The organism is Phormidesmis sp. 146-33, from assembly GCF_052939515.1.
Map to the genome: position 1 here is coordinate 1 of NZ_JBJPHU010000055.1, position 13070 is coordinate 13070.

Sequence of the window (13070 nt, forward strand, 5' to 3'; positions counted from 1 at the left end):
TACTTCCCTCCTAGCTTCCTTTCTCGCTTTCCTGAGTTTTGTCAGTCAAGCAGGTAAGAATCCTCAAATTCGGGTTATTAGTTCTTAGCCATCAATCTGCGACTAATCACGAATCAATAATTACTAACCAAAACATCGTTCTTTGAAATTGGAGTTGCGGCTGTTGCCAGAATTGATTGACATGAAAGCATAGCAAAAATGTTTGTCTTCCTGAGTAATGCTGTATTGTAGCTACTCTACAGCCGTAATACTAGAAGAGGATCTGAGGTCTAACCAACTCAAAACACTGATTTGCGAGACTGATCGCTCCCAACTTTGACAAAAACGATCGAATCGCTCTTTAATAATCAGCGAAGGAATGCCCACACCCAAAATCAATTGGCACCATTCTTTCATCCCTCCTCGCGAAAGCGGGGCAACGCCCTCTCTCATCCCTTCCGCTATGCCTTTCCACGCCACGCTTGCTCAATTGGCCGAAGTTCTGGGTGCTGCTCATCAGTTGTCTGACCTGACCAAAACCGCCACCCACATCACCACCGACAGCCGCAACATCAAACCGGGTGAAGTTTTTTTAGCATTGCGGGGCGAAAAGTTTGACGGACACAATTTTGTCAACGCTGCTTTAGAACAGGGCGCGATCGCCGCAATCGTCGATACCCAATTCCCGACTCAAGACTCAAATCTGCTGATCGTTTCAGATACGTTGGCAGCCTATCAAGCGATCGCTCACTGGTGGCGCAAACAATTCAATATTCCGGTGATTGCCATTACAGGCTCGGTCGGCAAAACTACTACCAAGGAGCTGATCGCAGCCGCGCTGTCACACTATGGAAAAGTTCTCAAAACTCAAGCAAACTACAACAACGAAATCGGAGTCCCTAAAACGCTGTTGGAACTCGATCATGATTATAATTATGCCGTTGTTGAAATGGGAATGAGAGCGCAAGGAGAAATCGCTTTACTCAGTCAAATCGCCAGTCCTGATATCGCAGTCATTACAAATGTGGGAACGGCACACATCGGCAGATTGGGATCAGAAACCGCGATCGCTCAAGCAAAATGTGAATTGCTGGCAGAAATGTCAAGTGATGCGATCGCGATTCTCAATCATGACAGCCCGTTACTGCTAAAGACGGCTCAAATGGTATGGCCCGGAAAAACCATCACTTATGGTCTACAGGGCGGCGACGTTCACGGGCAGTTGATAGATTCTGAAACGCTAAAAGTACAATCTATCCCATTCCATTTACCGCTTCCTGGAGAACACAACGCGCTCAACTTTTTAGCAGTTTTGGCAGTGGTCAAAGCGCTTCACTTAGATGAATCACAACTAACCCATCTAGCAGTCTGTCTACCCGGAGGACGATCGCAAAAGTTTGACTTGCCCAACGATATCGTGATACTGGACGAAACCTACAATGCCGGGCTGGAGTCGATGTTAGCCGCCTTAAAACTTCTGGCACAAACCCCCGGCAAGCGACACATTGCCATCTTAGGAACCATGAAAGAATTGGGCGATCGCTCCCTCGACTTTCATCAACAAGTGGGCGCGATGGTCAAACATCTTCAGCTAGATCAACTATTAATCCTGGCCGATGAGCCAGAAGCGACTGCACTGACGATCGGAGCCTCCTCTCTCAATGCTCAAAAATTCGTCACCCACGCAGACATCATTGAGCACTTAAAGCAGACTATAAAAACTGGGGATCGCCTTTTGTTCAAAGCCTCACGGGCCGTCGGACTCGACCGCGTTGTCGAGGGATTACGATCGGCTTTAAGTGAGCCATAATCTAGCCACAATTTTGAGAGAAAAATAAAACTGAACTTTAAGCAGATCACCATCTCCAGCTTAAGAATGATTTCGTCTGTTTGGTGAGTCAATAAATTGTGTAGTGTTCACATCCAGTCATAAAGCTTAAGGATTCTAATCATGAAAACTTCAAAAATCTCCAGCGTTTTGGGAATGGGCGCTTTGGCACTGAGCCTATCTGTTTTGCCTGCTACGATCGCGTCCGCTCAATCCGCTGCACCTGGTACGGGTGGCTCAACCTCTGGCGACACCACGACTGGCACCACTTCCGGCACCTCCAACGTAGAGTACAACAACGAAGGCAGAAACGGCTATTGGGGTTTGCTCGGTTTGCTCGGCTTGTTTGGGCTGATGGGCCGCAAGAGCAGAGATGAAGGAGCCGCTTACCGCGATCCTGGTGTCACCAGCGAAACAACCGGATCTCGCAGATATTAATCTTTTGCTGATGAGGTGTCATAGCCATCAACGGTGACTTGCTACAGATCTTTGCTCCCTAATTTCCCTACTTGTGGGGGAGTTTGCTCGATCGGCTGCAACCTATAGCAATCCTAAATGAGTCATGAACAGATTTTTGTTGCTCCGTTCCAGTCTGCTTCGCCCCCTAAATCCCCCATTCTGGGGGACTTTGAAACTTGGGAATGGGTCTTGAAATCTAGGAAGTCTCTCGGCTCAAAGTTTCCCAACGTTGGGGGATCTAGGGGCACGATCAAGTCTGCATTTCACGAGTGATTTTGGATTGCTATATTTTCATTTGGTATCAGATCCCCGCTTTCTAGCAAAGTTGGGGATCTCGTTTTGAAAATATCAAGATCGCAAATGAAGATTTCTAGTTGGTTACTAATCAGTACATCCTCTAAAAAGAGGAGGCTGAATGCATTGGGAGGCAGAAGATTTGGACAAATCACTAATGCAAATCAGCATCCCAAACAGCAATATAAATTCGATCGCTGCTGTTACGTTCGATCGTCCCTTTTAGTCCGTTTTGATTGAAGCTAAATTGATTAGACTGTCGCTGATAGACGCGCTGAAGGCCTTGCATAATGTCGTCCGTTGCTTGGCTGCCCATCATGCCATTGAGCGTGACCCGGATCTGTAAATCGTCGATCGACTGAGCAAAAGAGGCTTCGGTCTGACGCACTTTACCTGAGCTTTGATCGTAAATATAGGCGAGAGAAATGCGATCGGGCACCACTTCATACAAAGCACTGCGCGTATTTGCCCAATAGCCTGCCTTAACTCTAGTTGGAGTTCCCAAGGCCGATCGCACTTCGGTCTCAGACGTACCCGTTGGAAATCCTGGAATTCGAGACGGGTCTTTTGGCGGAGTAGGCTCCTCTGGGGCGGGTGGAGTCGGTTCGGGAGAGGCAATAGGCGGGGTGGGTTCAAGCTCGACAGGCTTGGGAGAAGGGGAGGGCGTTTGAATAGGAACAATTTTCTCAGGCTCAGGACTGGGCGAAACCGACGGCTCGACAGACGGCTGAGGACTTTCTGCAACGATCGGGGCAGGTTCAGGTCGTCTCAACAAAACACTGGCTAACCCAACGAGTGCCATCGTCACGCCCGAAAGCGCCACCAGACCCAAAAGTATTTTTAAGCCAGATTTGCGAGAAGGTTCGACAATTTGCCGAGGCGCGATCTGCTGAGACTGAGGCGCGATCGTTTCAACAGGAATTCTGTCAGCAGGCGGACGAAAAGCGATCGTCGGCTCTTCGGTATGCGAAACAATAGGCGGAGGTGGAGTTTGAGACAAGTTTTGCAGTAGCTCCTCGCTGGCCAAGACTGCCCCTCCCGATTCTCCTGGCAACAGTGCCAACCAGTCTTCGATACTCGCCGGGCGATACTGCATGTCGATCGCCATTCCTCGCATGATGGCTTGATTGGTCGCTGCACTGAGATTACGTCTCAACCCGCGCGGCTCTGGCATCGGCTGTCTATCTCTTAAAATCGACGCGATCGGGATCGTCGCCGTCACCAAAGAATAAAGCGTCGCCGCCAATCCATAGACATCGGTTGCAGGACTACGCTTTTCTTGAGAAAGGTACTGCTCGATCGGCGCATAGCCCACCGAAATCATGCTGGTATGCGTCTGAGTTGAGCCGGGGGTAAATTCTCGTGCAATGCCAAAGTCGATTAAGACAACCTGCTGAGTGTTTTCTCTAAGAATAATATTTTGGGGCTTGATGTCTCGATGCAGCAGCCCGTTTTGATGAACCACTCGCAGCGCCGAGCCAATTTGTCGAATGTAATGGATGGCTGTGGATTCGGGGAGGGGGCGATCGGGAAACACCAATTCTTCTAGCGTCTCACCGGGAATATAGTCCATCACCATATAAGACAAGCCATCTTCCAAAAAGAAGTCGCTGACTCTGACAATGTTGGGATGTACACAGATCGCCAGCCGTCGCGCCTCATCTTGAAACTTACGCTGAAAATCTAAATAAGCCGCATCATTTCTCAACGCCTCATTGAGCGTCTTGATCACGACCACTTGATTGAGATAGTGATGAGTCGCCTTGAAGGTAATGCCAAACCCTCCTCGACCCAGTTCTGCATCCAGCGTATATTTTCCGCCCTGGAGCGTTTTGCCGATTAGCGTATCCATCATGGGGCTATTCGCGGTAAGCAGTTAGCTTGAGTGAGTCTAGCAAAGTTTTGGCATTGAGATCCTATTCACTAGGTTGGGGAGTGGAGAGGGAAACGTTGGGCGTTAGACAGGGGACGTTGGGCGTTAGACATTAGCGATCGGAATGGAGCAGCGAATGCAAGTAGAAGTCTCTCCAGTTTCCTCACCAGAGGGAAGTTGCAGCAGTTCTAATCGGCCCTTCATCGCTTCGAGTAGGGTTTGGTTGAGAATCAGGTTAAATCCGGGAGAAAGTTCTAAAGTCGCCTGGTCTGGTGTAGATTCTAGTAAATCGATCGCTTCTTGCCACTGGGCGATCGGGCGTTCGTCTTCTAAAACCAGATGAGCAAATTCGGCATCAATGGCGGCTAGAAAAAGCTTGATCTTGCCCTGTTGCATTTGGTTAATCGCACTGCTAACTAGACTGACCAGCGCTTGTCTGAGCCACTGCGGATCAGCCGTCACAAAAATCTCAGGATCAGGTAGCTCGATCGTCATTCTCAAACCGCGATTTTCTGCTAAAAGATGGGTCATATTGTCCACCTCGTGCAGCAGGTTGGTCAGTTGTACAGGCTGCAATTTGGGAACGCTGGTGCTGTTTTGGGTTTTGGCAACCTGGATCACTTCATCCAGCAGTCGTACCATTTTTAGCGCTGATTCGTGGGCTTGCGTGATAAATTCGTGTTCTTCTTCGGGCGACTCGCACAGGTCAGCGAGAATGAGTTGGTGAACGCCAATAATGCTGTTGAGGGGTGATCGCAATTCGTGAGAAGTCCGCGCCAAAAAACCGCCCTTGAATTGGCTCATCTCGATCGCCATTTGATAGGCCAGTTGGGTTTGGCGATCGCTCACTTGTTCTATTCGCAGTTTGGAGTGCCACAAAAGCCAGCCTGCCATCAAACCCGCACTCAGACCACTCCCCAGGCACACGAGATTTATCCAGATCATACAAACCATGACGCACAACCGTTCTCAGAGTACTCGAAGGATTTTTGACCCAGGAGTTCCGCTCTGAGATGAACTAATTTTTTCTTAAAACGAACTTAATTTAATTAACGTGAATTCGATTAGAGGTTTTCCGCGTCGTTGTTCACGGCTTCTGCCTCCCAATGCCCCAATTCTGGGGGACTTTAAGAGAGGAATTCTGGTTCAAAGTCCCTCACTCGTGGGGGATTTAGGGGGCGTTCCTGGATCTAAAAGCGAAGCGTTCATCAAACTGACGTTAATTAATACACTTATATCCGAATTTCTCTGGATCACCTAATGGAGGGTGATGGCTCCCTGGCGTAAAATTTGCCAGCCGTTTTCGACCCATTTGGCGACGGTGGAGGGCTGTCCGGATGCGGGTTGGCTGGTTTCTAAGTGCATCATTTCAGACTGAGAAAGGGTCAAAACTTCTGGGAATTCCGCTTCGATTTGGGGCATGGTCTGTAGGGCAGGCTGTCCCGATCGATTCACACTCGTCGTTGCCAAAGGGCCCGTTTCTTGCAGAATGGTACGAGCGATCGCCTGATCAGGCACTCTCACGCCGATCGTCGTCGGATCACCGGGGTTGATCACAGCAGGCACTCGCTCAGTGGCAGGCAACACCAAGGTTAAAGCGCCCGGCCAGTGGCGATCGGTGACCTGTTGCCAAATTTGTCGCTCTGCCTGACTGCCCAAAACGTAGGGCCAAAGATCCTCCAGCGTCGCCGCCATCAAAATCAAAGGCTTGTCTAAACTGCGCTGTTTGGTGGTGAAAATCAGGTCAGCGCGATCGGGCCTCGCCGCCAACGCCGGAACCGTATCCGTGACAAAACTGCCTAGATGTTGGCCCGATCGTATCCCCGCAACAAACTCACGAAATGAAACTTGAGGCATTTTGAACCGTGAAAGAAAAATCTGGTTTAGCGTGAATTCGATAAGAGTTTTTCACTTCGTTGTTCACGCAGTTTAATTTTTGCACAATCGAGAATTTGATCAGTCCCCTTTCTGAAAGCTCTGGAACTCCTGCCACGCTTGCCCCACATTTCCCTGCATCAGGGCGGCGACTGCATTGAGGGCGTGAAGTTCAGGAAGGTCGGGGTTGAGGTCAAAGGCCGTCTTGAGCGCAGATTGGGCCGCTCGTGGGCGAAAGTCGTAGAGATTAACGAAGGCTAGATAGGCGTAGGCGTTGGGATTGTTAGCATCCAGTCGGGTCACTTGTTGGAAACTGTCGATCGCTCCCCCCAGTTGTCGTTTCAGCACATTTGCTAGAGACAGCGCGTAAAAGAATTCTAAATTTTGAGGTTCTTGTTTTAGCCGAAATTCCAACGTCTGTTTGGCTTGAGTCACGTAGTCTTGGATAGGATCAAACTGATTGATTCTGCCGATTTGCTCAAAAATGGGATCGAGCGCGGATAGTCCCTTGGGTAAGTTGGTGGAGAGCGATCGCAGTTGGGTCACCCAATCCAATTCAACGGTTGCAATTTCTGGAGCCGTGTCTGCAATTTGGACGCTGATTTTGGGGACTGAAATGCTGTAGGTTTCGCCTGTTTCTTGGTTGAGGTAGGTGGCTTCGAGGGTGTAGCCGCCTTGGGCCGCTGCGGGCGGTAGGGTCGCCGTCCGTTCGATCACTTGAAACTGAGCTTTGGGGTCGGCGCTGTTGCGTTGCAGCATTCCCAATCCGATCGCGTGATCATGAAGCCAGCGAGTCGCTTGAGGGTCGAGTTTTTGCTTTTCTGCCCGCCAGGTTAAGAGAACCAAGCCCGATCGCAACTGCTCCCATGACCCTGACCAGCGATAGGTGACGGGCATCGGTTTGTTAGGGGCAGCTTGACTAGGCGCTCTCACCTGCTCTAATCGAATCGGCCCACAACCCGAACCACAAGCCTCGTCACTCGGCTGCACCTGAACGGGAGGAACGCGCCGTCGATAAAGATTTAGCACACTGTTATCGGGCAGCGGCCAGGTTTTTTGGAGTTGAAAGTCAGTGCTCTGCGCGATCGCGATTCCCAGGGCGGTTTGGGCTTCGGGTTGACGAATGGCTCCTTGGTCGCCGCTTTTGGTGACGAGCCAGGAAAGCGATCGCACGTCTTGCCCCACTTGTTTGAGTTTTGTGCCAACCTGCCGCCCATAGACCTGAAAGTTTCTCAACACGCCATAGTAATTGAGGTTGTGCTGATTTAATTCCACTGTCGAGGGGAGAACGCCGATCGTCGATCGCAGGTAAGGCACCGTCCGAATCACTTCATCAATCACATTGGCGTGGTGCCACTCGCCGCCCCAAACTGCGGGATGCTGATTTTTGTCGAAAGGCAGTTTAGGAACCACATTCAACGGCAGCAAATTGAGCAACATCAAAATTCCTGATAAGCCAACTGCACCCCAGCGAAACGCCCGCAGTCGATCGGGATATAAGACCAATCCCTGAGCCAGCAAAACGGTCAAAACGGGCAACAGAGGCGTGATGTAGCGATCGTCCTTATTCACATTGAGCGAACACAGCAAATACGCCCCGATTAGAAAAATCAACAGCCACCGGACGGAATGCCACCACGATCGATGGGTTTTTTGGCGATAGCCTCGTGCCCTCAGTCCCCCGTAATCTGAAATGCGCTGTAAGCGTCGATTTGCCCAAAACCAATGTCCGACGATCACCGATCGCTTCCAATACAGCACCAGTCCGACAAGCCCGACGACAAAGATCGGCAGTGATACGAGGATGGGAATCTCGCGAAGATAGAATGTCCAGGCAGCCAGCGTATTGAGTGGAGGATCACCTTCTGCGATCGCGGAGTCTACGGTGGCTCGTTTTCCGGCTGTGAGAATGAGTAGCCAGTTGGTGCGATACCAGGGCACACAGACCGTTGTGGCGACAAATAAGCCTAAAAATAATTGAATTAGCTTCTTCCAATGGCGGCGCTGCAAAATCGAGAAAAGGAAGGCAACGATCGGCACCAACAGAAAAAAGATCGCAGGCTGTTTGGTTAAAAACGTCAACCCCAACGCGATCCCGAATGCGATCGGTAGAAGGAGGAATTTGGAGAGCGATCGGATAACAATGGAGCGATCTTCGGGATTCCGCAGTTTGGTGAACGAGGAGAAAGCCAGCCGTTCTTCTGTTTCGACCTCCATGACTAGCAGCGTCAGCAGCCAAAAACTCAGCGTCACCATCGCCACTAAGGGATAGTCAATCAAAAAGTCGAGACGAATTTTATAAAGTCCCGGTAATAACAAACACAGCCCCGCCGCCCACAGTCCGACTTCTACTGTAAAGAGGCGCAGCCCTAACCCGTAAACCGCAGTTAGCAAAATCGCGCTGTACAGCAGATTGACCAAAGTCGATTGCTCGATCCCCGCTCCAAACAGACTGATAAACGGCGTGGTTGAGATATAGACCAGGGGCGGCATTTTGGAAGACAGCATCCAGACGCTCGTCCACCAGTCTTGAGAAAACCAGTCAGGAGTCTGAAAGGCCCGCCAATAGTTCATTGCGCCCGTCAGATAGTCAGCCTGATCCCAACCGGGAATCGATCGGTCAGCCGCAAACCAAATCCGATCGACGATCGCTCCCGTCAACCATACTGACCCCAAGATTGGCAGCCCTGTCACCCAAGTCGGTTTATTTGCGCCCACTGCCTGATTCCAACCGTTTGCTCATCTTGAAATGGGGAATGTTTGCTTCGTAAAAGCGATCGCCTTCACTGACAAAACCCAGTTGTTCATAAAACTCTTTTACAGGTTCTTGGGCATGAATACGGATTTCTGAAATACTTTTTTCACTTAAAAAGGCGATCGCTGTTTGCATGATCTGTTTACCGATCCCCTGACCTCTCGCTTCTGAAAGGACGGCCAGACGCTCTAGCTTTGCAATCTCTGAATCCAAAAACCTGACTCGTGCAGTCCCAACCGGACGATCGCCCAAATAGGCCAACCAGTGGATCGCCTCATCATCCAGTCCGTCAAATTCCAATGCTTCGTCAACACCCTGTTCGATTTGAAAGACGGTGGTGCGAATGGCGGCGATCGCCCCAAAATCATCGGGCAATTCTGCAAGTTTGATAGTAGGAAGGGTGCGATCGATTACCATAGGTCAGCCAATTTTTTACTCAAAGAATTCCTGCAATGTTGCTTAAAAATCTATCGATCGCTGCGGTGTCTCTGGTTTGGGCGATTCCGGCTTTGGCGGCCAATCCTGATCACGTTCAGCGCTTGTTAAAAACGAATCAGTGTCCGTTGTGTGATTTGAGTGGGGCGGACTTAAAGGATGTTAATTTATTTGGCGCAAATCTGGTCAACGCGAATCTTAAGGGGGCGAATCTGAGCGGCGCAAATCTCGGCTCTGCGAATCTGACGGATGCTGACCTGACGGGGGCGAACTTAAATCGGACGTATCTCGATCGTGCCACGTTAGAAAATACCAACTTCACCAAAGCCGACCTCAGCGCAGCCTATCTCAAAAACGCCTCAACCAAAGGAATTGTGCTAACCGAGGCTCTGCTAAAAGGTACTCAGCTTTCTCAAGTCAATCTGATTGGAGTCGATTTAAGGGGAGTCGATTTGAGCAATGCTAACCTGAGTGGCGCAACTTTGAGCGGTTTTCGGGCGATCGCGGGAGGAATTCGACCCGCAGGGTTTCCGTTTGGTTCGGTTGATCCCAGCGCGTTGTCAGCCTATCTCTGTCAAGGGTCGGCCTCGATTCCTGATTTCACCAACAATAAAGAATTTCGGGCTTATGGATTGGAGTTTGCCAGCGCAGATCTGAGTGGGGCAACGCTCAAGGGAGCAAATCTCGGCGGGGCGATTCTGGTCAACGCTAATTTAACCGGGGCAAATCTCACCGATGCGAACCTTGCGGGGACTTGTCTAATCAGCAGCAATCTCAAAAACGCCATTCTCGACAACGCCAACTTACAATCGGCTCTGGTCAAAGACGCTCGACTCGAAGGCGCAAGTATGAAGAACACCCGCAACGCTGACTTGAGTACAGCCCTCAAAACAGAACAAGCCGCCCTGCAAGCCCAAGCTTCTCCAGAAGTTAAGCAATATATGGGTTCTCTGATGCGATCGCAGCAAGCCTATTATCTTGAGAACAATCGATTTGCCGCCAAGCTAGAAGACCTTAGAATTAACGTTCCAGCCGAAACTGAGAAGTATGCTTATCGGATCTTTTCAACGAGCGATCGTACCCGTCTAACGATGGTGGCAGCCGTTCCCAAGGTCAAAGAACTGAAAACCTACATCGGTTTGGTGAATGTGGGTGGGCGATCGCAAGAGATGGTCACTTTAACCAACCTCTGTGAAAGCAAAGAAGCAAAGCCGATTCTGCCCAAAATGCCCAAAGCCGTTAATCAAGCACGACCGATGAACTGTCCGGCTGAGTTTGTGCAAGTTCAGCGTTGAATCGGCAGGCGTAATTTGGAAGGAAAGTCACCCCCACTGCGAAGAGCGATCGTAATAATTTGAGCATCGATCGCTCTGGCTTCTCCTGGCAAACTGCCCGTCCCACCATTCACCGGATACGCTGGAAAGCAAGCTCCACTTAGACTGAGGCGAATGGCACTCCCTTGAGGAATTTTGATGCAAGTCGGCTGAAGCGTCATTTGCAAAAGTTCTTGAGCAACCTCGACGCGAAGATAACCCTGGGTGAAATTGTAAACGCTGCCGTTGGGTTTGACTTCTGACAAGACCGCACACAAATCAAAGCTGGGCGTATCCGCCGTACAGTAAAACTCCGCAAACACGTCTCCCGCCAAATGCAAATCTTCGGTCAACGGGTCTGAGGTGTAGGTGAGAATATCACTGCGACAATCGAGAGCAGCCCGATCGAACGACCCCGATGGAGCCACCGCATGACCGCCCAACGCTGGCACAGGTCGCCAGGGATCATGAACCAGCAAATCGATCGCAGGACTGAGAGAAGACGGATACGCGATCAAATGACCGTCTCGATCGTCCATGCCCGCCAGCCCGGTACTGGTGAGAAAAAAGGGCGTTGGCGGAGACGTGGGATAGTTAGGAAGCGCCTGCCACTCGTTGCGGCCCATTTCAAAAAGTTGGACTGGGGAATCTTGCAGCAATCCCGTGTCAATGCCTTTGAGAAACTGATCGAACCATCGAATTTGCAGGCGATCGCATCCACTCACCGCCGCTGCGCCATAATCCAACGCGCCCACTTTTCGACCCCACGGCAAATGCGCCCACGGGCCGACGATCAAATGTTGAGGTCGATCGCTCGATTCCATCGCCTTATACAGATTCAACGTGCCGCGCAGGTAAGGATCAAACCAGCCCCCAATATGCAGCATCGGTAGGTCAAACGCTTCAACGTAAGTTTTGGGTGAGAGTCTCTGCCAGTAGAGATCGCCAGCGGGACGAGAAAGCCATTCCTCATAAAAAGAATCGAGACCCCGCAAAATTTCGGGACGGGCAGGAATGCGACTACTCAAAGGCAAATTCTTCGCAGCCTGAGACAGCGCCAAAAACGTTGGTTCATCTCCCTTTAGTCGGGCGGTTTCTGCTGAAATTTGAATCGCCCAGCCCAAATTCGCCTGTAGACAAAACGCGCCGCCTTCATACGCCCAATCGTCATACAGGTCGTAGCCCAACATCGCGGGACAGATCGCCTTGAGCGCAGGAGGCTGCTTAACCGCCGCATACAGTTGCGTCATGCCCTGGTAAGAAAAGCCATACATGCCCACATCGCCAGAACTGCCCGGAAGACTCGCCGCCCAATTGACCGCATCGTAGCCGTCTTCAATTTCTGACTCAAATAGCTGAAAATCCCCTTCAGATGTGCCTCGCCCCCGCACGTCCTGAATCACGACAATATAGCCATGTGAGGCATACCAGATCGGATGAGCATACACAACCGTGGAAGCGATCGCTCGACCGTAAGGCTGCCGCATCAACAAAACCGGAAACGGCCCTTCTCCATCGGGATAATAAATGTCCGCGTCTAACCGAACCCGATCGCGCGTCAGCATCGAGCCAGTTTGTTTCTCGCGTACCCCATACATCATCGCAAAACAGGCACTCCACCCCGCCGCAAAACCGCCATATCTTCCGCATCCAACTCCGCCGGGACTCCACTGCGAATCAGTTCCGCAAAGTCCTCATTGGGAATCATAATACAGAGCGCATAAAGGCGATCGCTGCCCGTATTTCTCACTTCATGAATGCCCGTCGGGGGCACCAGCAAACTATCCCCGGCTCGAATCGCAACCTCTTTGCCATCACAAACGGCAATGCCTTCTCCCTTGAGGACAAAGAACATTTCAACCGCTAACTGATGGCGATTGGGCGGAGTCTTGCCGCCGACATCAAAAATTTCGACACAAAAAGTCATCGAGAAATTGGCAATCACCGGATCGAAGACGATCGCCAACCGATTGGTATCATTGGGGCTGATGCGGTAAGCCTGATAATCGTTGGGAGATTTGATCACAGGTATGACGCAACTATCATCCATCATGAAGCGTTCCTCTAGAGTCACGAATAGTCCGATTTCAGCGTCTTCTCTTCAACTTATCCGCTATTTGAGATACAAAGTGAATCTGTATTAAGAATTAGGATTCTTCTCATAAAGGAGGGAAAGCGGTTTTCAGTTGACGGGCTAGTTGACCAGACTGTAGACTTCCGCGATCGCCCAACCTCCTCTAAAATAGGATGCTGCAACTT

The 13070-nt window shown here is 50.6% G+C and carries 10 protein-coding genes; 3 read left to right on the forward strand and 7 right to left on the reverse strand.

What is annotated here, in order from left to right:
- Positions 1-442: 442 nt before the first annotated feature.
- Both ACJ2PR_RS20555 and ACJ2PR_RS20560 read left to right on the forward strand, forming a co-directional pair.
- Positions 443-1789 (forward strand): UDP-N-acetylmuramoyl-tripeptide--D-alanyl-D-alanine ligase, encoded by a 1347-nt coding sequence (locus ACJ2PR_RS20555; RefSeq protein WP_446866823.1) that lies wholly within the window; start codon positions 443-445, stop codon positions 1787-1789.
- Positions 1790-1930: 141 nt separating this feature from the next.
- Complete coding sequence (locus tag ACJ2PR_RS20560; RefSeq protein ID WP_446857225.1) at positions 1931-2245, forward strand: WGxxGxxG family protein; 315 nt, start codon at positions 1931-1933, stop codon at positions 2243-2245.
- Positions 2246-2714: 469 nt separating this feature from the next.
- Here ACJ2PR_RS20560 and ACJ2PR_RS20565 read toward each other — a convergent pair whose 3' ends face one another.
- The 5 genes from ACJ2PR_RS20565 to ACJ2PR_RS20585 all read right to left on the reverse strand — a co-directional run bounded on the left by ACJ2PR_RS20565 (position 2715) and on the right by ACJ2PR_RS20585 (position 9480).
- A complete protein-coding gene (locus ACJ2PR_RS20565; RefSeq protein WP_446878359.1) occupies positions 2715-4415 on the reverse strand; it encodes a serine/threonine protein kinase in 1701 nt (566 codons plus the stop codon).
- Between the two features lie 123 nt (positions 4416-4538).
- Complete coding sequence (locus ACJ2PR_RS20570) at positions 4539-5387, reverse strand: sensor histidine kinase (protein ID WP_446878360.1); 849 nt, start codon at positions 5385-5387, stop codon at positions 4539-4541.
- A 303-nt stretch (positions 5388-5690) separates the two neighbouring features.
- On the reverse strand, positions 5691-6290 hold the full coding sequence (locus tag ACJ2PR_RS20575) for an L-threonylcarbamoyladenylate synthase (RefSeq protein ID WP_446878361.1): 600 nt from the start codon (positions 6288-6290) through the stop codon (positions 5691-5693).
- 99 nt (positions 6291-6389) lie between these two features.
- Complete coding sequence (locus ACJ2PR_RS20580) at positions 6390-9026, reverse strand: phospholipid carrier-dependent glycosyltransferase (protein ID WP_446878362.1); 2637 nt, start codon at positions 9024-9026, stop codon at positions 6390-6392.
- Complete coding sequence (locus ACJ2PR_RS20585) at positions 9013-9480, reverse strand: GNAT family N-acetyltransferase (protein WP_446866817.1); 468 nt, start codon at positions 9478-9480, stop codon at positions 9013-9015. Before ACJ2PR_RS20585 ends, ACJ2PR_RS20580 begins: the two co-directional genes overlap by 14 nt.
- A 35-nt stretch (positions 9481-9515) precedes the next feature.
- Between ACJ2PR_RS20585 and ACJ2PR_RS20590 the strand changes: the two genes are divergently transcribed.
- Complete coding sequence (locus ACJ2PR_RS20590) at positions 9516-10793, forward strand: pentapeptide repeat-containing protein (protein ID WP_446878363.1); 1278 nt, start codon at positions 9516-9518, stop codon at positions 10791-10793.
- On the opposite strand, the gene ACJ2PR_RS20595 is transcribed toward ACJ2PR_RS20590, so the two are convergent.
- Together ACJ2PR_RS20595 and ACJ2PR_RS20600 are read right to left on the reverse strand one after the other, a co-directional pair.
- A complete protein-coding gene (locus ACJ2PR_RS20595) occupies positions 10784-12412 on the reverse strand; it encodes a CocE/NonD family hydrolase (RefSeq protein ID WP_446878364.1) in 1629 nt (542 codons plus the stop codon). The two genes, ACJ2PR_RS20590 and ACJ2PR_RS20595, sit on opposite strands and share 10 nt — an antisense overlap.
- Positions 12409-12864: a cupin domain-containing protein gene (locus ACJ2PR_RS20600; RefSeq protein ID WP_446857233.1), complete on the reverse strand. Its 456-nt coding sequence runs from the start codon at positions 12862-12864 to the stop codon at positions 12409-12411. The genes ACJ2PR_RS20595 and ACJ2PR_RS20600 overlap by 4 nt, the downstream gene beginning before the upstream one ends.
- Positions 12865-13070 lie beyond the last annotated feature (206 nt).

Excerpts from the sequence above, each read along its gene's own strand:
- ACJ2PR_RS20590 (WP_446878363.1), top strand. The coding sequence starts at position 9,516 with ATGTTGCTTAAAAATCTATCGATCGCTGCGGTGTCTCTGGTTTGGGCG.
- ACJ2PR_RS20570 (WP_446878360.1), bottom strand. The coding sequence starts at position 5,387 with ATGGTTTGTATGATCTGGATAAATCTCGTGTGCCTGGGGAGTGGTCTG.
- ACJ2PR_RS20585 (WP_446866817.1), bottom strand. The coding sequence starts at position 9,480 with ATGGTAATCGATCGCACCCTTCCTACTATCAAACTTGCAGAATTGCCC.
- ACJ2PR_RS20560 (WP_446857225.1), top strand. The coding sequence starts at position 1,931 with ATGAAAACTTCAAAAATCTCCAGCGTTTTGGGAATGGGCGCTTTGGCA.
- ACJ2PR_RS20575 (WP_446878361.1), bottom strand. The coding sequence starts at position 6,290 with ATGCCTCAAGTTTCATTTCGTGAGTTTGTTGCGGGGATACGATCGGGC.
- ACJ2PR_RS20555 (WP_446866823.1), top strand. The coding sequence starts at position 443 with ATGCCTTTCCACGCCACGCTTGCTCAATTGGCCGAAGTTCTGGGTGCT.
- ACJ2PR_RS20595 (WP_446878364.1), bottom strand. The coding sequence starts at position 12,412 with ATGATGTATGGGGTACGCGAGAAACAAACTGGCTCGATGCTGACGCGC.
- ACJ2PR_RS20600 (WP_446857233.1), bottom strand. The coding sequence starts at position 12,864 with ATGATGGATGATAGTTGCGTCATACCTGTGATCAAATCTCCCAACGAT.
- ACJ2PR_RS20565 (WP_446878359.1), bottom strand. The coding sequence starts at position 4,415 with ATGATGGATACGCTAATCGGCAAAACGCTCCAGGGCGGAAAATATACG.